Source organism: Mucilaginibacter sp., from assembly GCF_965225845.1.
Taxonomy (GTDB): Bacteria; Bacteroidota; Bacteroidia; order Sphingobacteriales; family Sphingobacteriaceae; genus Mucilaginibacter.
The window spans coordinates 696,433-717,159 of sequence record NZ_CBDDBL010000002.1; the positions used below are offsets into that span (position 1 = coordinate 696,433).

Sequence of the window (20,727 nt, forward strand, 5' to 3'; positions counted from 1 at the left end):
GTGTATTTAATACACTTACCGCATGCAAGAAATAATAGCAGATAATCCAACAGAAATACCCTACAAACGCTCAAAACTTACATTGAGATTGGTTGTGGGGCTGATGTTTTTCCTCGCGGGACTGATCTTCGCCAGTTGGGCATCGCGCATTGTTACGGTGCAGCAAACTTTAGGCTTGTCTGATGCGGGGCTTGGCGCGGTTTTGTTTTCACTTCCTGTCGGATTGATGTTATCGCTGCCTTTTTCCGGGTGGGTAATTACCATCATTGGCAGTAAACGTTTGCTGATATTTTCATTAACAGCATACGGACTTGCACTTATTTGCCTTAGCCTGTCGCAAAATATAGTGGAGCTAATAGCTTGTTTAATTTGCTTTGGGTTTGCCAGCAATTCGGTAAATATCTCAGTAAATACACAGGCTGTAGCTACCGAAGTGATGTATAAAAAACCTATTATGGCATCCTTTCATGGTTTATGGAGTTTGGCCGGGTTTACAGGAGCGGGCATCGGTACATTTATGATCGCCAATGGCATTATGCCGTTCCATCATTTTATAATTATTACTTGTGCAGTTGTGATCATGATCATACTTACTGCCAAATACTTAAAAGACGATAAAGTGACCAATAGCGGCCCGGTTTTCGTAATGCCCGATAAATCGCTCATTATGCTCGGCATCATCGCCATGTGTTCCATGATCTGCGAGGGTGCCATGTTCGACTGGAGCGTTATCTACTTTAAAAAAGTGGTGCTTGCGCCAACAGCTTTAGTAGGTTTAGGCTTCACCGCGTTTATGTGTACCATGGCAGGCGGGCGTTTTATAGCCGATTGGTTTGCTCACCGCTTCGGCTTAAAACGCATCCTGCAAACCAGCGGAGCACTTACGGTTACGGGCTTGTTAATCGCTGTTATATTCCCTTATTTTTATACCGCTATAACCGGGTTTTTATTGGTCGGTGTAGGTGTATCATCTGTTGTGCCGATGGTATACAGCGCGGCGGGCAAATCAAAAACCATGGCGCCCGGCGTTGCCTTAGCCGCGGTATCAACCATAGGTTTTATCGGGTTTTTGTTTGGTCCGCCAATAATTGGTTTTATTGCCGGGTTGGCTACGTTAAGGGCATCATTCGTGTTTATAGCTTTTATGGGCACTTGTGTAGTGGTATTGTCAACAAAGGCCAGGTTGTAAGAAAATCGGGCATAGTATTTGGTTTGTTGTAATATACTTGTTAAATTTATATACTAATTAATCACTATGCCCAACGTAAATAAACATGAACTTCATGCGCTTATTGTTGAGATAAGTAAATTATCCAATAACATAGATGAGCTTAAGAAAAAGCGTGATTTCCTGTTGGATAAATTCAAAAACGTACAACTGACCGAAGAAAAGCCTAAGTCTCCGGTCAAATCACTTTAATATTATTCTTCGTTCAAATCTTCGTCGCCCGGGTTTAGCAGGTACTCAAACTGCTCATGGCCGTTGTGGAATATAAATTTCAACCGATGTTTAGCCTCTTCAATATCCAAAGACATAGCTGCCAATGTTGAAGGGATATTATCCCTGATCAGTTTGATATCGGTAATATTAGGCATCTCTATAAATATATCATCGCCCTGCGGGGTAATCTTCCAGCCCTGTAAATGCGCGGCAGTTAAGGTATCAATCCATTTTTGCTGATAGAAATTCATAAGTTTATAATTTGTACCAATAAAAGGAAACAAGTGGCGAATGGTTTTAAATTCCTTTTATTTGCTTTGTTTGGCAAGTTTGCCTATGGTAAGTCCCTGCACAATCACTGAGAACACGACAATCAGGTAGGTGATGAGCACAAATTCACTGCGGTGCATACTTTCGGGTATCGAGAGTGCCATAGCTACCGACAGGCCGCCTCTTACGCCACCCCAGGTAAGCATGGCGATGGCGTTTTTCTCAAACTTTATCCATATTCGCAAAACCAGAACAGGGAACAAAACGCACAGGTATCGCGCCAGCAGCACCACAAATATCATGATGAAGCCGATAAGCATTACGGTAGATTCTATTTTGATCACCAGCATTTCCAAACCCATCAGCAGGAACAGGATCGCGTTAAAGATCTCATCGATCATGTCCCAAAACTTCAGCAGGTAATCACGGGTGAGGTCCGAGAAACCTTCCCGTTTGCCTTTGGTGCCAATGATAATACCGGCAATAATAATAGCCAAGGGTCCCGATAAATGCAGTTCATCCGCAAGCCCATAGCCGCACATCACTATGGTTAGGGTGATGAGTACTTCAATACTGTAATTATCGATCGCTTTGATCAGGAAAAAGGCGAGATAGCCTATAAATCCGCCAAAAACAATCCCTCCGCCCGCCTCGCGCACAAAAAGCAGCGCAGCACCGCTCGCCGAAAATTTATCCATACCGTTTGTGGCTATCTCCAGTATGGTTAAAAATATTACTACGCCAACGCCATCGTTAAAAAGCGATTCGCCGGCAATTTTAAGTTCGAGAGATTTTTGGATGCCTACCCGCTTCAGTATCCCCATTACCGCAATAGGATCAGTCGGCGATATTAAACCGCCAAACAGCAGGCAATAAATGTAAGGTAGCGGTAAACCAAATAGCTGGAAAAGATAGTAAGCCATAACGCTCACCAAAAAGCTTGAAATGAATGTGCCTATGGTTGATAAAACGATTACCGGCCACAGCTCTTTTTTAAGTTTTGAAGCGTCGATATGTAAAGCGCCTGCAAAAAGCAGAAAGCTCAGCATAATCTTCAGTAGTACCTGCTCAAAGTTTATCCTGGCTACCAGGATATGGGCTTCTTTTGCAAACGCGGGCACCAATTGCCCCGTTAAAACCAGCAGCAGCGATGAAAACAGCGCGAGTGTCATAATTCCTATCGTTCCGGGCAGTTTTATCCAGCGCTCATTAACATAAGCAAAAATTGCCGTTAGAAAGATGATGGTTGATATGATCTGGTATGTTTCCAATAAGCGCTCATGTTTTTTCTAAAATACATAAAAAACATGAGCATGGTAGTAAAACCATTAGTCTTTTATCATGCTCCTGCAAATAACCCTGAGCCCGCTAACAAAACTATCACCCATTTTACAGGGTGATAGTTTAGGTTACTTATTGCTTATTGTGTGATTTTGTTACTTATTAACCCCGAAGGATTCCCATCCCGAAGCAGTCGTACGGTTACAGGTCATCGCTTGCGTACCGTCCTCGCTGGATATATAATCGCCGTTATTACCTTGCAGTGTAATCGTACCATCGGCATTGGTTCCCCAGGTGAACTCTTCCCAGGTGCTATAGCTGGTACGGTTACAGGTAATAGGTTGCGTTCCGTTTTCGCTGCTTACATAATGACCCATACTCTCCAGGGCTACTTTGCCGTTACCTGCATCAACTACGGTAAATTGTTCCCAGGTGCTTGCAGTGGTGCGGGTACAGGTCATGGCCTGTGTACCATCTTCGCTGCTTACGTAATCGCCGTTAAAACCTTTTAAAGTAATGGTTTGGCCAATAGGTGGGCCGCTGGTGGTAACGCCTTTGTACACATGCACATAATCAACCAGCATGGTTGCAGGTAATGTGCCGATAGTATTACCCGGCAGGTCGCCGCCGATGGCTAAGTTAAGTATGATGTAAAAAGGATTTTGAAAAGCGCCTGTGTTATTGATGTTGTTAGCGATGTTACCTGTGCAGTATAAGGTATTATCAACATACCAGTTAATGCTGTTAGCATCCCACTCAACTGCGTAAACGTGAAAATCTCCCGGAGTGGTAGTTGTACTGCTGCCATACTGAGCTGCCCCGCTGCCGCTGTTCCAATGCATGGTACCTAAAATAGTGTTTGTGGTATTCACATGTTCCATAATGTCAATTTCACCGCAATTTGGCCAGCCTACCGAATTGATATTGGTACCCAGCATCCAAAAGGCAGGCCAAGTTCCGTTTATCATCGGCAAAGAAATGCGGGCTTCAATTCGGCCATAAGTTGTAGAGAATTTGCCCAGGGTTTCTAACTTGGCTGATGTATAAGGTTGTCCTCCCACGCTTTGTTGTTTGGCAGTTATTACCAGGTTGCCACCGGTTTCGGTCACATTAGCTGCCTGGTAGTATTCTTCCTCGTTGTTCACACCGGGATTACCCGAGTCGATATTCCACTTGGTTTGGTCAACACTGGTTCCGTTAAATTCGTCAGACCATACCAATTGATAGGATACGGCATTAGGCTTAGGCGTACCTTCGGGTTTTACAAATACAGGATTTGTTGTTTTTGTTGAACCAGCCGCATCCTTTTTACAGGATACCGGCATCATTGCCATTGTCAGTATCATCACTGTACCCGACAGGTAGTTGATAAATTGTTTTTTCATAATGAAAGGAATTGTGAAACTATCACCCGTTTTATAAGGTGATAGTTCGGTTACTTATTGCTTATTGTGTTGGTTTTGTTATTTATTTACCCCGAAGGATTCCCAGCCAGATGCCGAGGTGCGGTTACAGGTCATGGCTTGCGTGCCATCCTCGCTGGATATATAATCGCCATTGTTGCCTTGCAGCGTTATTGTGCCATCGGCATTGGTGCCCCAGGTAAATTCCTCCCATGAGCTGTAGCTGGTACGGTTACAGGTTATTGGCTGGGTGCCATTTTCGCTGCTCACATACATGCCCATACTTTGCAGGGCAATTTTGCCATTGCCGGCATCTACCACTAAAAATTGTTCCCAGGTGCCTGCTGTAGTACGGGTGCAGGTCATGGCGGTTGTGCCGTCTTCGCCGCTTACATAGTCGCCATTAAAACCTTTAAGGGTAATGGTTTGACCAATAGGAGGCCCTGATGCAGATGACTGCGTGCCTGCCCATTTAAAAGTAGCGGCAGCTCCTGCCGGCAGTGTATAGGTAAATGATTCTGTACCCCATTTAATTTTGAATGTTTGGCTTGATGAAGCAGTATTAAGCGCCACAACCACTTTAGTACCATCCGGATTTTTGAAAGCCACGTTTTGTATGCTGCTTGAAAATGTATTTGATGAAATACGAACTGCTCCTGCCTGCACAAATTCAGATGCGTGTGCAACGGTATAATAAGCCGTATTGCGGGTGTAATTATTGCCTGAAATAGTAACTGCGCCCATACAATTTGAGCAACCGCCTGAAGTATGCGGATTATAATTCGGATCAGAGGCAAGGTTCCATTCTAACACTGTACGGCTCCAGTTACGTGGCGCGCCGATGATCAGGTTATTCATGTGCCAGGAAAAATCTCCGGCAAAATTACCGGGCCCGCCAATAAACTGCTCTGTAAAGTATATGTTTTTAGCCGGATAAGCATTATGTACAGTAGTTAATGCACTGATATCGCCAGCATACAAATGGAACGCCGAGCCATCAACATATTGGGCTGCACCCGAGGTGCCCAGCACAGCTTCGGGATAACTTGGTTCATCGCAATTATGATCGTAACTGATAATTTTGGTGGTGATCCCATTTGCAGCAAACTGCGGCCCCAGGTTATTTTGGATAAAATTAGCTTCCTCATTTGATTGCATGGTCATTGCAGGATTATTGTTCGCATTTAACGGCTCATTTTGCGGCGTAATGGCGTAAATGTTTATGCCCTGGGCTTTCATAGCCTGTATATATTTTACAAAATACGTAGCATAAGCAGCATAATAGGCAGTGTTTAAACTCCCGCCTGTAAAGCCATTATTACCCGTAGTGCTGCTCTTCATCCAGGCGGGCGCGGTCCATGGCGTGGCCAGAATTTTAATGTTTGGGTTAATAGCGATAATTTTTTTAAGCACCGGCACTAAATCAGTCATTTCCTGGCTGATGCTGAAATGGGTAAGGTTAACATCGGTTTGTCCTGAAGGCATATCGTCATAGGTAAAGTCAGACGAGCTCATGTCCGATGCCCCGATACTGATCCGCACAAACGCAGAGCCAACATGGCCGGAAGCCGTTGAGAAAATGTCATTCAAAAAAGCACTTTGGTTAGCACCCAACCCATCAATCAACTGTGCGCTGCCGCCGGTTAAGCAATAACCAAAGCCATCAATAGTTTGATAGGTGGTGGTTTCATCAACCGTAATAGTGGTGGCGTTTGTGCCGGCATCAGCCGCAAAGTTTACGCTTGCTTGCTGCGCTAAAAGCTTAGTTTGGTCAGATGTGGTTTCCCAAATATTAACAGCTTCGTTTGCCGATTGGGCAAAGGTTTTAACGGTCAGGTTTTTTAATTCAGGAGATGATTTGGCAGAGAGGTCTTTTTTACAGGATACATACCCCAACACCGGCATTAAGCACAGCACCGCAAGGGATTTTAGGTAATGATTTGTTTTCATAAAAGGCTATTTTGGTAATTGGTTTATTAATTATTACCAATTAAAAGCCACAAACCTATCCAAACTGAATTTTGCTGATTTTACTTAACCAATGCTTAAAAATTGAGTTTATTTTACTGCAAAAGGTAGAGGTCAGAAAAAAATTCCTAATTACAAGGCAGATGTATGTGTTTAATAATTGGTAAGGCAAATTTAGGCTAAATAAAACATATAAAACAAGTATTATTTTTATAAATAATTGATTGATAGTATTTTATAAAATATCTAATACGCTTCAATAACGGTTGGGTTTTAGTGATAATATGCATTTTTCCGTTAGGGAAAAGTTTTTTTTCGTAAAAATAAAAAAAGGGTAATACGCTTACTTCCGGCATTAATTTTTAAGCAAAAAATAGGCTAAATCGTGCTTTGCACGTCCCCTTTCAGAGCACCCTACGCAATTAATTGAGCCGGAAATTTATTAAAAATGCATGGTCCCCATGCCGGTAAGGCTAACGGTACTAAAGTAAGGTGGCGATACCCTGTATAATTCCCTGTCCCGGGCAAAATGCGTTGAGCAGTATTTTCTATAATGTTGGGAATATTATCGGCACAGACTAAACCGCTTCTATTATTAAGCGTATTTTTTTAACGTACAGGTCCGTAAACGGATGTCATATTTGTATAATAATTGTTAAATGTTGTGCACTGTAAAACAATATACCTTAATTTTTTGTAAGATTACTTAATCATAACTGGCATATTAATACCTTTGTCCCTAATTGATGGATACAACTGATACTACACCCATTCCTGCGCCTGCAAAGCGAAAAAGATTTTCGAGCTTTAAAAAAAGCCTGAATGATTTTTTTGTAAGCCTTTATAATATCAACGCCTTTATCATCAAATTTTTTAAGGAAGCATTTTTGCCCCCTTATGAGTTCAAGGAGATCATCAGGCAGTGTTACGAAACAGGCGTACGCTCCTTTACGCTCATATCCCTAACCGGTTTTATTGTCGGGCTCATCTTCACCAAGCAATCACGCCCTTCGCTGGCGCAGTTCGGCGCAACATCATGGCTGCCTTCGCTGGTATCTATTGCCATTATGCGTGCTTTGGCGCCGTTGGTAACAGCGCTTATAGCGGCAGGTAAGGTAGGCTCAAGCATCGGCGCCGAGCTGGGCTCCATGCGCGTAACTGAACAGATAGACGCGATGGAAGTGTCGGGCACCAACCCCTTTAAATTTTTAGTTTGTACCAGGGTACTTGCTACTACGCTAACCATTCCCATTTTAGCTACTTACACCGGTTTTATAGCCTTATTAGGCGGATTTTTAAATGTTTATGTAAATGAAGGTACCAGCTACCGAACTTATATAGGGCAGGTGTTTGATCCATTATCCTTTATTGATTTTGTGGCTTCACTCATTAAAGCCATCGTTTTTGGGTTTACCATTGGCATCGTTGGGTCGTACCAGGGCTATTATTCAAGCAAAGGTACCGAGGGTGTGGGTAAAGCGGCTAACGGAGCGGTGGTAACCGCTATGTTTTTAATTTTTATTGAGGAAATTACCATTGTGCAAATAACCAGCTGGTTCAGATAATATGGAGAAGCAAAAGGCACCCATCGACCATAAAAATGCAGTGATCAGCGTTCACGGGCTTGAAAAATCCTTTGAAGACTATCATGTACTGCGTGGTGTAGACCTGGAGCTTTACCAGGGCGAGAACCTGGTGGTGCTTGGCCGCTCCGGTACAGGTAAATCTGTGTTGATCAAGATCATATCAGGACTTTTGAAAGCTGATAAAGGCAAGGTTGAGGTGCTTGGTAAAAATATAGATAATATCAGCCTGAAAGAATTACAGGAATTGCGGATCAGGATTGGTTTCTCGTTTCAGAACAGTGCTTTGTACGATAGTATGACGGTACGCAAAAACCTGGAGTTCCCGCTGGTGCGTAACCGTAAAGGCATGACCCGTAAGGAAATAGATAAGGCTGTTGAAACAGTTTTGGATGCTGTGGGGCTTTTGCAAACCATTAACCAGATGCCATCGGAGCTTTCGGGCGGGCAGCGTAAGCGTATCGGTATTGCGCGTACCCTTATCCTGAACCCGGAGATCATGCTGTATGATGAACCAACGGCAGGCCTGGACCCGATAACTTGTATTGAGATAAACGAACTAATTAATGAGGTTCAACGTAATTACAATACGTCGTCTATCATTATAACACACGATTTAACCTGCGCCAAGCAAACCGGCGATAGGGTTGCTATGTTACTGGATGGGCAGTTTAAGCGCGAGGGTACGTTTGAAGAGGTATTTGATACGGATAATGCACAGGTTAAACCATTTTTTGATTATAATTTTATTAAATAGATATTTACCATAACAATATGGATTTAGGAGAAAACAGGCGCGCGATAATAGTAGGAATATTCCTGGCCCTTGGGTTGGTGGTATTTATTTTGGGCGTGTTTACATTAGGCGGGCAGTCAAAAAGCTTCTCGAAAAGCGTTCACATTAACGCTGTGTTTGATGATGTTGCCGGGCTGAAGAACGGTAATAACGTATGGTTTTCGGGCGTAAAGGTGGGTACTATCAGCACCATTCGCTTTATTGGCCCATCAGAGGTTGCCGTTAAAATGACGGTTGATGAAGCTTCCCGCCAATATATCCACAGCAACGCGCAGGTACATATTGGCTCCGATGGGTTGATCGGTAATAAGATCATCGTTATTGATGGCGGTAGTCCGCAGGCGCCGATTATCCGTGATGGCGACGTGCTGCAGGCAGCCAAGATTGTATCTACCGATGATATCATCAAAGTGGTACAACAAAACAACGAAAACTTATTGTCCATAACCAGTGATTTTAAATTGCTAAGCCACAAAATATTACAAGGTAAAGGTACAGTAGGTACACTATTGGCAGATAGCCTGATGGGCGTACAGCTGAAAGAATCCATGCATAACCTGCAACTGGCTACCGAAAGCGCAGCTGTGATGGCAAATAACCTGAGCAAATTCAGCAACAAGCTGAGCACTAAAGGTGGCCTTGCTGATAAAATGTTAACCGATACTACTACTTTTAACAAGATCCAAGGGGCTGTTGCCCAGTTAAAAGCCGCTGCAGACAACGCGAAGGTTTTAACCGATAACCTGAACACAGCCAGTAACAAGCTGAACAGGACAGACAACGTATTGGGTGTATTACTGAATGACAAGACCAGCGCTGTTAAGGTACAGCAAAGCATCAATACCCTGCAGCAAAGCTCCATCAAACTAAATGATGATCTGGAGGCGGTACAGCATAACTTTTTACTTAAAGGATTTTTCAAAAAGAAAGCAAAAGCCAAGGCCGATAGCTTAAAGAACGCCGCGAAATAAATTCAGCTATTCCTGGTTCAAATAGAGTTAAAAACGGGATAAAATCGATCATAAAATCGCTAAAAAGAGATGTTTTTAGGTCCATTTTAGGCTAAATATTGATATTTTTTAGCATTAATGAACCCTTTTTAGCACCCAAAAGCAATGTTTTTGATGCTTTTTTAGGTTGATTTTTGACCAGAAATTGTACCAAATGTGCCAATTGTTTCACCTGCTTTTTATGAAACAGTAAATCAACAAACCATTTTTAGCATAGCCTGTTATTATTAAAACCTCTACGCTATGAAAACCAAACAAACACCACAAAAAGAGGGCGATGCTAAACAACCGGCAGGTAAAGATGCCAGCAAGCTTAAAACCGAGCCGCCCATCAGCGAAAAGGATGAGGTAAAAAGTGCGGAAGACGAAACCCGCAAAGCAACTCAAAAAAAATCATAGGTTATTTTTAACTTAGGCGGTGTAAACAGTCCATCCTCATGAAATTTAATTTGCCTGTAATAGCGCTGATCCTATTTATAACATCCTGCAAGCCAGCCATCAAACCAGCAGACCTGTACGGCACGTGGAAATACCTCAAAGTTGAAAACCCTAACGAAACCCCGCCTGATAGCGTAGGGCATAATGAGCTGGTGGCGCAAGCGCCGTTTATCAAATTCACTAAAAGCGATAGTTTGATCATTAACTGGGGCGGTAAGGTATTATCGCATGGCAAGTTTAACGTGACTGGTAATAATATCAACTATACCGAGATCCTGCCCGATAATACCACAAGGGCGTTTCCATTTTACATCTCGAAGATTGACGGTAAGAATTTAGTTTTTGAAACTTTGGGCGAACATGGTACAAGGGTTACAGCTGTGAAGGAGTAATTTTTTCATTGTCTTCGATAACCTAAAATTATTCAATTTTCATAATGAGAAGATTCATAACCCTATTATTTATTTTACTTGCGACTGCCTGTACAACAAAAAAATCTACATCTCAAAATAAAACCGACACGCTATCTAAATTCAGTATAAAAAAAAGGAAAACAGATTCGTTAATAGCCATGGGAGATAGGCCGGATAGTGAACAGGAGGGTAATACGTTTAAAGAAGTGTTATCTGAAAAATTAACATCATACAATAAAATTCAAAATATTGATACGCTGGTAGTAGACGAGAAGGATAGCATGAGGGTTCATTGTAAATTCTATTGCCTGCACGATAGTTCTTTAATTGTTCCTAAACGTTATATGTGGGGTGGGGACAAATCGAGGGATTTTATAACACATAATTTCGCGGTTAAAATTATCCTTATCACAAATAGGGATACTGTTCTTACTAAAATCTTTGTAAAAAAGGACTTTACACCTGAGCTTTACGATGCGATAAGAAAATATGCGACGTTTATAGATTTTAAATTTGAAGGTTATAATACGAAGTTGAAAAATAAACTTTTGTTCGAGAGTTCTATCTCAATTCCTTTAACTGACGTCGGGGTGCCAGTATATTTAGCAATTGATAAAAAAGGAAAATATGAAATCCTTGATCAATATGCCATTAAACATTAGTGCCCCACAGGCATCGCATTCGCATCCGGCTCTATCTCCTCAATAATATTTCGCCTGCCGATGAAAAGAATCACCAAAGCAACGCCCGATGATGCCGAAATGATCACCGCCATGGAGAACGGCGAGGTAGTTTGAAACAAGCTCACGCAGTAGGTTGCAAATGCACCAATTCCTAATTGCATGGCGCCCATCAATGAAGATGCTGTTCCACCGTTTTTACTGAATGGCGCCAGCGATAACGCCGATGCATTCGGATTGATCAGGCCTACGCCGCAAAGGATAAAGAATATCATGGCAAGTGTACCACCTAAGCTAAACCAGCCATAGTAGGATTCGATCAAATAGAAAATCGCCACAGCAACCTGTCCGCATAGCGCAACGATCACAATTCTTTCGCTACGAAAGTATTTGAGCAATATATTGTTAAGCTGACTTGAGCCAATAAAGGCTATGGATAGAAAAGCAAAGATCCAGCCATACACTTTGCCATTCACATGAAAGTATTCCATAAACACAGCCGGCGAACCCGCCACATAGGCAAACAAGCCCGCAAATGCCAGCGATGAAGTTATCGCGTATGTATAAAACTGCGGGACCTTAATCACCGACAAAAAACTATTGATGATAGGCAGCGGTTTTAGCGAGTAGGAGGTATCAGGCTTATAGCTTTCGGGTAATGAAAATATCACCGCTATAAGAATCAGTGCGGCTATGCTCATCAGCATAATAAAAACTGCCTGCCAGCCAAAAGCAGCGGTAAGGTAACTGCCAACGGTCGGCGCTATCATAGGCGATGCGCCTAAAACCAACACCAGTAATGCAAACACCTTGGCATTATCCTTCACAGGGAAGATATCACGCACCATTGCCATAGCGGCAACTCCGGCGGCGCAACTGCCTATCGCCTGTACAAAACGTAGCGCAATGAGCATATTGATGGACGTTGCCGAAAAACATCCAACTGATACCAGGATATATAATGATAATCCAAAGTACAGCGGCCGCTTGCGCCCAAAACGGTCCATTAATGGTCCGTACAATAATTGCCCGAATGCAAGGCCAATGAAAAAGCTGGATAACGAGCGCGCAACCTCGGCAGTTGTGGTGTTGAGCGCCCTGGCAATGGCCGGGAAACCCGGCAGATACATATCAATACTAAACGGACTTAACGCCGTAAGCAGGCCTAATATCAGGATCAGAAAAATATAGCGCTTACGCGTCATTTCGTTATTAGTCATTAGTCAGTCGTCATTTGGAATGATGCGCCGCAAGTTAGTAAAGTGCAATACTATATCATAACAATCATTGCCAATTTACTAATGACCAATGAATCAATGATCAATGACTATTTAGGTTCCCATAATTCAACCTTGTTGCCTTCCAGGTCAAGGATATGTACAAATTTGCCGTAGGGCGAATCTTCAATTTTATCTACAATAGTTACGCCGCTGTTTTTTAAATTATCTACCAGTCCTTCAATATTTTCAACCCGGTAGTTGATCATGAAGTCTTTTTTTGAGGGTTCAAAGTATTTAGTGTCTTCTTTAAACGGGCTCCAGGTGGTTGATCCTTCTTTTTTAAGATCGTCTTTTTCAAGCCAGTCAAATGTAGCACCGTAGTCGGTTGCCGGCACGCCCAGGTTTTTAGCGTACCATTCTCTCATTTCTTTGGGGTTCTCACTTTTAAAGAAGATACCGCCAATGCCGGTAACTTTTGGTTGTTGTTGATCGCTCATATTTGTTTTTTTAAGATTATTAGAGAATGCGAAAACGTTAGACACACTTAACCCGGCACCAAAAACAATTGCCCCTGAAACTGATTTCCTGATAAAGCTGCGCCGCGAGTTGTTGTATTGAGTTTTCACACAGGCAATTTAATAATTTGTATCAATAAAAATAATAGGGGCAAAAGCTCATAATCAACAATTGTTATTACTTTAGGTGGGTGATGATCCATCGCTAAAATCGCTTAAAACAAATGGCTTTACTATCCATACTTATTTGCCTAATACTACTGGTACTATTGGTTACCTGGGCCAAGCTTAACGCTTTTGTGGCATTTTTGATCGTATCTATTATAGCGGGTTTGCTTTTGGGGATACCGTTAAATAAGGTAACGGCATCGGTAGAATATGGGCTTGGCGACACACTTAAACAGTTAGCCATCATCATTTGCCTGGGCGCTATGTTGGGTAAACTGATAGCAGTAAGCGGCGCGGCCCAAAAAATAACCGAAACCATGGTTAATGCCGTAGGTGTAAAGTATATTCAATGGGCTATGGTGGTAACCGGTTTTATTGTGGGGATACCATTATTTTACGGTATTGGTTTTGTGTTATTGGTGCCGTTTATATTTTCGGTAGTTTACAAATATAAATTGCCTGCGGTATATATTGGTTTGCCTATGCTGGCAGCCTTATCAGTTACACACGGGTTTTTGCCTCCGCATCCATCGCCAACGGCATTGGTGGTCATGTTCCATGCCAATATGGGGCTAACGCTTATTTATGGGTTGATGATAGCTATACCGGCCATTGTTTTGGCAGGCCCGGTATTTGCTCAAACTTTGAAGAAGATCCCGTCACAACCCTTACAAACCTTTGTGGCCGATGAATTACCATCAGATCAGCTTCCCGGTACATTCGCCAGTTTCTTTTCGGCCTTATTGCCGGTATTACTGCTGATGTTGGCAGCCATATTGCCATTTGTTTTTCATACTAAAGGTACAATTCAACAAATTATAGCCTTTATAGGTGATCCTGCAATTGTAATGATCATCTCGCTTTTGGTGGCAACCTTTACGTTAGGCATCAGGCAGAAAAAAAGCATGAAACAATTAAGCGATGTTTATGGCGATGCGCTAAAAGACATCGCGCTAATTTTATTGATAATCGGTGGTTCGGGTGCATTTAAGCAGGTTTTGACGGATAGCGGGGTAACCAATCAAATCGCGGCTATGCTGCAAACTTATACTTTGTCTCCACTGATTTTAGGCTGGCTGATCGCGGCTATCATCCGCGTCTGTATTGGTTCGGCAACTATTGCGGGTTTAACTGCGGCGGCCATAGTATCATCGCTGGTATTGCAGGGGCACGTTAATCCGGAATTAATGGTGCTGTCGATAGGAGCAGGCAGTTTAGCTTTTTCGCACGTAAACGACTCCGGATTTTGGATGTTTAAGGAATATTTTAACCTGACAGTTAAGGATACTTTCCGCTCCTGGTCGGTTATGGAATCATTGGTTGCGTTTATTGGTTTGGCAGGTGTTTTAATAATCAATCTGTTTGTTAAATAATGTTAAGCATGCTGCCCATTCCTTCTTTAATAGTGATTTTTGCCACCATATTGGTATCTTACAGCAATAACAAAAAAAGAGTGTAACCCCATCGTTCAAACTATATGGTAAAAAAGGTATTGGTATCCCTTTTATTGATAATGCCCCGCCTTGTATTTGCACAAAATATATATCGTAGTATAGATACCTCCCGTTTTACAGATGATACAATTCCGCAAAAGGATCTTATTGATGTTTACCGCTCTGTTTTTAAAGAGAAACCACGTCCTCCCTTAGGAGATGAAAAAAAACGGTTTTATTTTTCTTTCTTACCCGAAGGAAGTTCGGTAGTGCAAGGGCCGGGTAAGGCGCTTATTACTTCAACCACCGGCGCCTTTTATTTGGGCGAGAAATCGAATACCAGTATTTCAACAATTACCTTCACCCCGTATTTTAATTTTACCGGGCGATACGGCATACCCATCCATTCAAACCTATGGCTAAAGAACGACGACTGGAACATACAGGGCGACACCAGGTTTTTAGTTTACCCGGTTACCACCTGGGGACTGACAGGTAATACGCCGGAGAATGACGGGTTTGTGTTAAACTATAAATATGTCCGTTTTTATCAAAGTGTATTAAAACGCGTAAACGATGATTTTTATGCAGGTATAGGCTATTACCTTGATTATTATATCGACCTGGATATAAATCCAACTAACCCAAATGCCTTTCAACAATACACAGGCTATAAATACGGGACCCTTGCAGATCATAATTCATTTTCATCCGGCCCAACGCTTAATTTGTTGTATGATACCCGTAAGGATAATAATATGTTTAATCCCCTGCCCGGGTTTTATGCCAGCTTAGTGTATCGCTACAGCTCGGTACCTTTAGGTAGTGATAATAACTGGCAATCGCTTTACCTGGATATGCGAAAATACGTACAGCTAAGCTATAGCGGCCCAAAGAATATCCTGGCTTTTTGGACCTATTACTGGACATCACTTACACCCGGAACGCCTTACCTGGATTTGCCAAGTATCGGAATGGACCCATATCAGCGGTCGGGCAGGGGGATTGAGCAGAGCAGGTATCGCGGGCAACGCCTGTTTTATTTTGAAGCAGAATATCGCAGGGATATTACCGATGATGGCCTGCTTGGATTTGTAGTGTTTACCAATATTAATTCAACCAGTGAGATAAACACCAACCGGTTTATTTACTGGCATCCTGCCGGCGGTGCCGGTTTAAGGATCAAGTTCAACAAAAAATCAAATACCAATATCGCGCTTGACTATGGCTTTAGTAAAAATTATGGGGCGCTGCTTATTAACCTTGGTGAGGCTTTTTAAATACTAATTAATGCTAAAAATATTAAAATATTGATTATTAAGCTATTGTAACAAATTTATGAGTGTTTTGAATATGTTATTAAAATACTATATTTGTTTAGCGGAATTAGTATCAGCCAGATGCCTTTATTTATAAGATAATATCATAATTAATAAGAAACTTCACTTGCTATTTCGCCACATTTAAATATCTATGTTGAAACGTATTTTAGTGCTGGATGATAATCAGGATATACTGGACATTGTTCATGAAACGTTGGCTTATGAGCAATTCGAGGTTAAAAGTATAACCCGCGGCATTGAAGTTTTGCCTACGATAAAAGACTTTGAACCCGACCTGGTTATATTGGATTACCGTGTATCCGGGGCTAATGGAGGTGAGATCTGCCGCCAGATCAAAGCGCACCCGCAATTTAATTCCATTCCTGTAATTATTTTTTCTGCATATATTAATAAAGACAGCGAACTGTTAGCTTATGGCTGTGATGCGATCATCAATAAACCATTCGACCTTAATGAGTTAGTGGACAAGGTTAATAACCTTGTTGACAGGCAGGCCAATTCTTAATTATAACACCGGTAAAACTTTCTCATTTGTTTAATTTTAAGCTTTATAAACAAAGCGGAGATTATTATTAGCGATTAAACAATAAAAATATTTAATTCGGGTTTTAATTTTTAAAACCTTGAAGCAGTACGTTACTTCGTCAAAACACTACCGCTGCCCTAAATGCGGCTCATCCTTCCACTACCAGGTACATCGGAATATTTTTATGCGCATACTCTCAGTATTTAAACCTGTACGAAGTTTTTTTTGTGCAAAGTGCAAAAAAGCATATCATATATTTTTAACAAAAAAACCGTCAGATTACTAATCCCGCATAATAATGCACTAAATAACCCTCATACATATTATCGTTTAAATATTTAATATAGTTATTTTAACTGTAATATTTGCTTATTGCTTATCAAAATCAATTATAAAATTAAAAATAAGGTACTTACATATTTGTGGTACAGGAATTGCATAAGTAATAATATGAAAGCGGTTGAAAATACTTTTGACGATAATATAATAGAGATGAAGAGGATCCTTGCGGTAGATGACAACCAGGATATACTGGATGTATTAAGATACATTCTTGAAGATTCGGGTTACGAGGTTGATACACTCTCGGATGGACATCAATTATTTCAACAGATTAAAAAACATCACCCGGATTTAATATTGTTAGATATCATGCTTGGCGATATGGACGGCCGTGTTTTATGCAAGAATGTAAAAGAAACAGCCGAAACACACAATATTCCAATCATTCTTGTATCCGCAAGCCATAATGTTGCAGATAGTATGAAGCAAAATGGCGCGCCGGATGATTTTATTGCTAAACCATTCGATATGAATGATTTATTAAGTTCTATTGAACGCCAATTGGCCGCCTAAATAATAGCTTCAAGAATTATGAATAAGAATCAGGATTTTTAACCTGTTTTTTTTTGCCAGAAATTTCGTATATTAGCATTGCAGAATCGTCTTGATTCCGGAATAAAATTTCTTTTTTACTTTTTTTCTCCACATCCATACCAACTTGTAATTTAGCTTCGTTAAAACGTTGTTTATCCACATTTGTGAATTACTAATGTGGATTGCATTTTTACGATATCACTATTTTAGCAACTTGTAAGTCGCGCCCTATGTTAAAACTCAAATACCTCGCTTTTGTATTTCCCGTTCTATTTGTTTTATCGTCAAACGCCCAGCAGTCGCCAGCCTATTGGGTAAACAAAACCTACCGTACCGCTACCGATTTGTTGTTGAATGGCAAATATGCCTCAGCGGCAGAGCAATTCAGGCAGGTTGAAAATGCAACCGTTAAAACAAATACCCAAAAACAGTTCGAATCTGAATTATCGCTATTAAAGGAAAATTCGCAATACTATGAAGCTTATTGTGCCTTACAACTGGGTAATGATGATGCCGAAAGTATGTTCCTGCGTTTCATCAAAGAACACCCGGAAAACCCGTTGGCTAAAGTTGCTTATTTTCAGATCGGTAAATCTTATTTCAACAAAGAAAAATACGACCAGGCTTTACTTTGGTTTGATAAGGTTTCAGCCGGCGAGCTAAGTGGCAGCGAGAATACAGAGTATAAGTTTATGAAGGGCTATTCGTACTTCTCCATCAATGATTACAAAAACGCGCAAATGCTTTTTGCCGATGTTAAAAACCGCCACTCCAAATATACCGAAGACGCTACCTATTATTTTGCGTACATAGCCTATTTAAATAAGGATTACCAATTAGCGCTGGTAAATTTTGAACGATTGAAAAACTCGAAAAAATACGAGAACAGCTACCCATACTACATTACCGCGGTTTATTTTTTAGATAAACGCTATGATGATGTAATCGCTTACGCCATACCCATTTTAAATACCACCCACCAGCAGCACCAAACAGAAATGTTGCGAATAGTAGGTGCATCATATTTTGCTAAGGCTGATTATGATGACGCGGTAAACTACTACAGCCGTTTTCAGGATGAGGATCAGGGTAAAACGCAAAGCACACAGGATAGCTACCAGATTGGTTATACCTATTACAAAGTTGGCAATAACGCCAAAGCCGCGGTAGAGTTGGAAAAGCTGGTTGATCATGATGATATCTATGCTCAAAGCGGGGATTATACCCTGGGTGATGTGTTCCTGAAAATGGGTAATAAACAAAGCGCACGTAATGCTTTCTTAGGGGCTTCAAAATTGAACTTCGACTACAAATTACAGGAAGATGCACTGTATGAATATGCTAAACTATCCTACGAACTTGATTTTAATTTAGAGGCGCTGAATGCAACCCGCAAGTATTTAAAAAACTATCCGCGCTCCACCCGTACCGAAGAAGTTAAGATATTATTGGGCGAGGAGCTATTAAACTCTCACAATTATGCTGAGGCGGTTGATATTTTGGAGCCGATTAAGGATAAATCAGAAAGCGCTAAGATCGCATACCAAAAAGTAACCTATTATCGTGGTTTACAGTTTTATAACGAACGCGCTTTTGAAAACGCGATAGGTATTTTCCTTCGCTCATTAAAAGAGCCGGAAGATTCCAAGATTACTGCCTTAACCACTTATTGGATGGCAGAGGCCATGTATGAGGTACGCAAGTACGAGGAATCGGTTGAAACTTTCCAGCAGTTTTTGGATATGCCGGAAGCTAAGGAAACTGATGTGCATAATTACGCCAACTACGCTTTAGCTTACGCTGCCTTCGATGGCCAGAAATACAAGACCGCCGTTACTTACTTCCAGCGCTTTTTAGCGGGTGGAGAAAAAGATACCGCTACCAAGAACGACGCAGAGACCCGTTTGGCTGATAGCTATTTTGTATTAAAAAGCTATAACGATGCTTTAATTTATTATGATAAGATCATAGCCAAGCATAACTCAAGCGAGGACTATGCTTTATTTCAGCGTGGTATAATACAAGGTTTGCAGGGATCGCAGGATAACAAGATCGCGACGCTTACTGAAGTGCTGAACCGTTTCCCGAATTCGGATTACGCGGACGATGCATCCTTCGAGATCGCTTATGCTTATTTCCTGAAAGGCGATGGTCCGACTGCCAAGGCAGATCTGGAGGCCATGATCGCGAAATATCCGCATAGTAGTTATGTGCCCCGCGCGCTGGCGACTATTGGTTTAATAGATTACAATGCAGGCAACGATGATTTGGCGGTAGAGTCATTCAAAAAAGTAGTGCAGGATTATTCTTCAACCGAAGAAGCCAAGCAATCACTGAAAGAAATTGAAAAGATCTATACCGATAAAGGTGATGCGCAAACATTTATCGCTTACGCCGCTACAACACCGATAGCCAACTATACTACTGCCGAGCAGGAGGGTATTATGTTTACCGCGGCCAATAATTTGTATTTGCGAGGTGATTGGAATGGTACTGTTGGTGCTGTAAATGCTTATTTCGATAAGTTCCCGACAAAACCTATTTATAATAAACAGGCAAGGTTTATCCGTGCTGAAGCTTTGGTGGCTTTGGGCAAACCTGCCGATGCGGTTAACGACTACAATGTTATATTAAACGACTGGACAAGCGCTTACACCGAAAAATCGCTGATCAGCATGGCAAAATTGTACATCGCGCAGCAAAAATATAATGATGCAGTGGTGTTCCTGAAAAAGCTGGAAATCAACTCAGAATATAAAGAGGATTATACCTTCGCTATAAACAACCTCTTGCTATGTTATACCCAAATGGGTATGGCTGATGATGCGCTGAACTATGTAAAACAAGTTAGGGCAAATGATAAATCATCGCAGGAAGATAAATTTAAAACCGGCTTATATGCCGGTAAAGCCTACCTGATAAAAGGCGATACTACCCGTGCCATCAACGAGTTTGACTATACCATCGCCAATACCAAAACCGAGGCAGCGGCTGAAGCGAAATACAATTTGGCTGATATTGATTATCTGAAACATCGGTACAAAACATCGCAAAAAACCTGTTTCGACCTGGCTAAGGATTACCCTAACTATGATTACTGGATAGCTAAAACCTATATTTTATTAGCCGACGATTATATAGGTTTAAAGGATGCTTTCCAGGCTAAGGCAACTTTGCAAAGTATAATTGATAACTACAAAGGCAACGATGATATATTGCCGACAGCTAAAGAAAAACTGGCGAAGTTAACAGGTAAAACCTACGAAACGCCTGTTGCTGCTCCTGATACTACACATAATGTTAAACCGGATACTACAACCACTAAACCTGCAGGCAATGGTAATTAACAGGATGGAGACCACA

The 20,727-nt window shown here is 41.5% G+C and carries 20 protein-coding genes; 13 read left to right on the top strand and 7 right to left on the bottom strand.

Translation table 11 applies throughout. The features are described from left to right. Positions 1 to 22: 22 nt before the first annotated feature. Both ACYZ0U_RS07010 and ACYZ0U_RS07015 read left to right on the top strand, forming a co-directional pair. Positions 23 to 1,189 (top strand): MFS transporter, encoded by a 1,167-nt coding sequence (locus ACYZ0U_RS07010; RefSeq protein WP_461451245.1) that lies wholly within the window; start codon positions 23 to 25, stop codon positions 1,187 to 1,189. Positions 1,190 to 1,255: 66 nt separating this feature from the next. Then, positions 1,256 to 1,420, top strand: a complete 165-nt coding sequence (locus ACYZ0U_RS07015) for a hypothetical protein (RefSeq protein ID WP_461451247.1) — start codon at positions 1,256 to 1,258, stop codon at positions 1,418 to 1,420. 2 nt (positions 1,421 to 1,422) lie between these two features. On the opposite strand, the gene ACYZ0U_RS07020 is transcribed toward ACYZ0U_RS07015, so the two are convergent. The 4 genes from ACYZ0U_RS07020 to ACYZ0U_RS07035 all read right to left on the bottom strand — a co-directional run bounded on the left by ACYZ0U_RS07020 (position 1,423) and on the right by ACYZ0U_RS07035 (position 6,345). Beyond that, positions 1,423 to 1,692, bottom strand: coding sequence for a hypothetical protein (locus ACYZ0U_RS07020; RefSeq protein WP_461451249.1), 270 nt, complete (start codon positions 1,690 to 1,692; stop codon positions 1,423 to 1,425). A 57-nt stretch (positions 1,693 to 1,749) separates the two neighbouring features. Further along, a complete protein-coding gene (locus ACYZ0U_RS07025; RefSeq protein ID WP_461451251.1) occupies positions 1,750 to 2,982 on the bottom strand; it encodes a cation:proton antiporter in 1,233 nt (410 codons plus the stop codon). A gap of 165 nt (positions 2,983 to 3,147) precedes the next feature. Next, positions 3,148 to 4,377 (bottom strand): family 16 glycosylhydrolase, encoded by a 1,230-nt coding sequence (locus tag ACYZ0U_RS07030; protein WP_461451253.1) that lies wholly within the window; start codon positions 4,375 to 4,377, stop codon positions 3,148 to 3,150. A gap of 78 nt (positions 4,378 to 4,455) precedes the next feature. Next, entirely contained in the window at positions 4,456 to 6,345 is a 1,890-nt protein-coding gene (locus ACYZ0U_RS07035; protein WP_461451255.1) for a glycoside hydrolase family 30 beta sandwich domain-containing protein, read from the bottom strand. Between the two features lie 764 nt (positions 6,346 to 7,109). Here ACYZ0U_RS07035 and ACYZ0U_RS07040 point away from each other — a divergent pair. The 6 genes from ACYZ0U_RS07040 (at position 7,110) to ACYZ0U_RS07065 (ending at position 11,265) form a co-directional block, all read left to right on the top strand. Beyond that, positions 7,110 to 7,928: an MlaE family ABC transporter permease gene (locus tag ACYZ0U_RS07040; RefSeq protein WP_461451257.1), complete on the top strand. Its 819-nt coding sequence runs from the start codon at positions 7,110 to 7,112 to the stop codon at positions 7,926 to 7,928. A 1-nt stretch (position 7,929) separates the two neighbouring features. After that, positions 7,930 to 8,703, top strand: a complete 774-nt coding sequence (locus ACYZ0U_RS07045) for an ABC transporter ATP-binding protein (RefSeq protein WP_461451259.1) — start codon at positions 7,930 to 7,932, stop codon at positions 8,701 to 8,703. A gap of 17 nt (positions 8,704 to 8,720) precedes the next feature. Next, a complete protein-coding gene (locus ACYZ0U_RS07050) occupies positions 8,721 to 9,713 on the top strand; it encodes an MlaD family protein (RefSeq protein WP_461451261.1) in 993 nt (330 codons plus the stop codon). 282 nt (positions 9,714 to 9,995) lie between these two features. Further along, a complete protein-coding gene (locus ACYZ0U_RS07055; protein WP_461451263.1) occupies positions 9,996 to 10,151 on the top strand; it encodes a hypothetical protein in 156 nt (51 codons plus the stop codon). Positions 10,152 to 10,189: 38 nt separating this feature from the next. Further along, positions 10,190 to 10,582, top strand: coding sequence for a hypothetical protein (locus ACYZ0U_RS07060; protein WP_461451265.1), 393 nt, complete (start codon positions 10,190 to 10,192; stop codon positions 10,580 to 10,582). A 44-nt stretch (positions 10,583 to 10,626) separates the two neighbouring features. Then, on the top strand, positions 10,627 to 11,265 hold the full coding sequence (locus ACYZ0U_RS07065) for a DUF4738 domain-containing protein (RefSeq protein ID WP_461451267.1): 639 nt from the start codon (positions 10,627 to 10,629) through the stop codon (positions 11,263 to 11,265). Here the strand turns inward: ACYZ0U_RS07065 and ACYZ0U_RS07070 are convergent. Then, entirely contained in the window at positions 11,262 to 12,503 is a 1,242-nt protein-coding gene (locus ACYZ0U_RS07070) for a multidrug effflux MFS transporter (protein WP_461451269.1), read from the bottom strand. The genes ACYZ0U_RS07065 and ACYZ0U_RS07070 overlap by 4 nt on opposite strands. 107 nt (positions 12,504 to 12,610) lie before the next feature. Then, complete coding sequence (locus tag ACYZ0U_RS07075) at positions 12,611 to 13,129, bottom strand: VOC family protein (protein ID WP_461451271.1); 519 nt, start codon at positions 13,127 to 13,129, stop codon at positions 12,611 to 12,613. Positions 13,130 to 13,242: 113 nt separating this feature from the next. Between ACYZ0U_RS07075 and ACYZ0U_RS07080 the strand changes: the two genes are divergently transcribed. The 4 genes from ACYZ0U_RS07080 (at position 13,243) to ACYZ0U_RS07095 (ending at position 17,343) form a co-directional block, all read left to right on the top strand. Next, positions 13,243 to 14,559, top strand: a complete 1,317-nt coding sequence (locus ACYZ0U_RS07080; protein ID WP_461451273.1) for a gluconate:H+ symporter — start codon at positions 13,243 to 13,245, stop codon at positions 14,557 to 14,559. A gap of 140 nt (positions 14,560 to 14,699) precedes the next feature. Then, complete coding sequence (locus tag ACYZ0U_RS07085) at positions 14,700 to 15,899, top strand: hypothetical protein (RefSeq protein ID WP_461451275.1); 1,200 nt, start codon at positions 14,700 to 14,702, stop codon at positions 15,897 to 15,899. A 193-nt stretch (positions 15,900 to 16,092) separates the two neighbouring features. Beyond that, the gene (locus ACYZ0U_RS07090; protein WP_461451277.1) at positions 16,093 to 16,467 is read left to right on the top strand and encodes a response regulator; all 375 of its coding nucleotides are present in this window, start codon (positions 16,093 to 16,095) and stop codon (positions 16,465 to 16,467) included. 513 nt (positions 16,468 to 16,980) lie between these two features. Next, positions 16,981 to 17,343: a response regulator gene (locus tag ACYZ0U_RS07095; protein WP_461451279.1), complete on the top strand. Its 363-nt coding sequence runs from the start codon at positions 16,981 to 16,983 to the stop codon at positions 17,341 to 17,343. A 16-nt stretch (positions 17,344 to 17,359) separates the two neighbouring features. Here the strand turns inward: ACYZ0U_RS07095 and ACYZ0U_RS07100 are convergent, their stop codons facing one another. After that, a complete protein-coding gene (locus tag ACYZ0U_RS07100; RefSeq protein WP_461451281.1) occupies positions 17,360 to 17,524 on the bottom strand; it encodes a hypothetical protein in 165 nt (54 codons plus the stop codon). A gap of 70 nt (positions 17,525 to 17,594) precedes the next feature. Here ACYZ0U_RS07100 and ACYZ0U_RS07105 point away from each other — a divergent pair, with 70 nt between their 5' ends. Then, positions 17,595 to 20,711 (top strand): tetratricopeptide repeat protein, encoded by a 3,117-nt coding sequence (locus tag ACYZ0U_RS07105; RefSeq protein WP_461451282.1) that lies wholly within the window; start codon positions 17,595 to 17,597, stop codon positions 20,709 to 20,711. Positions 20,712 to 20,727: the final 16 nt, after the last annotated feature.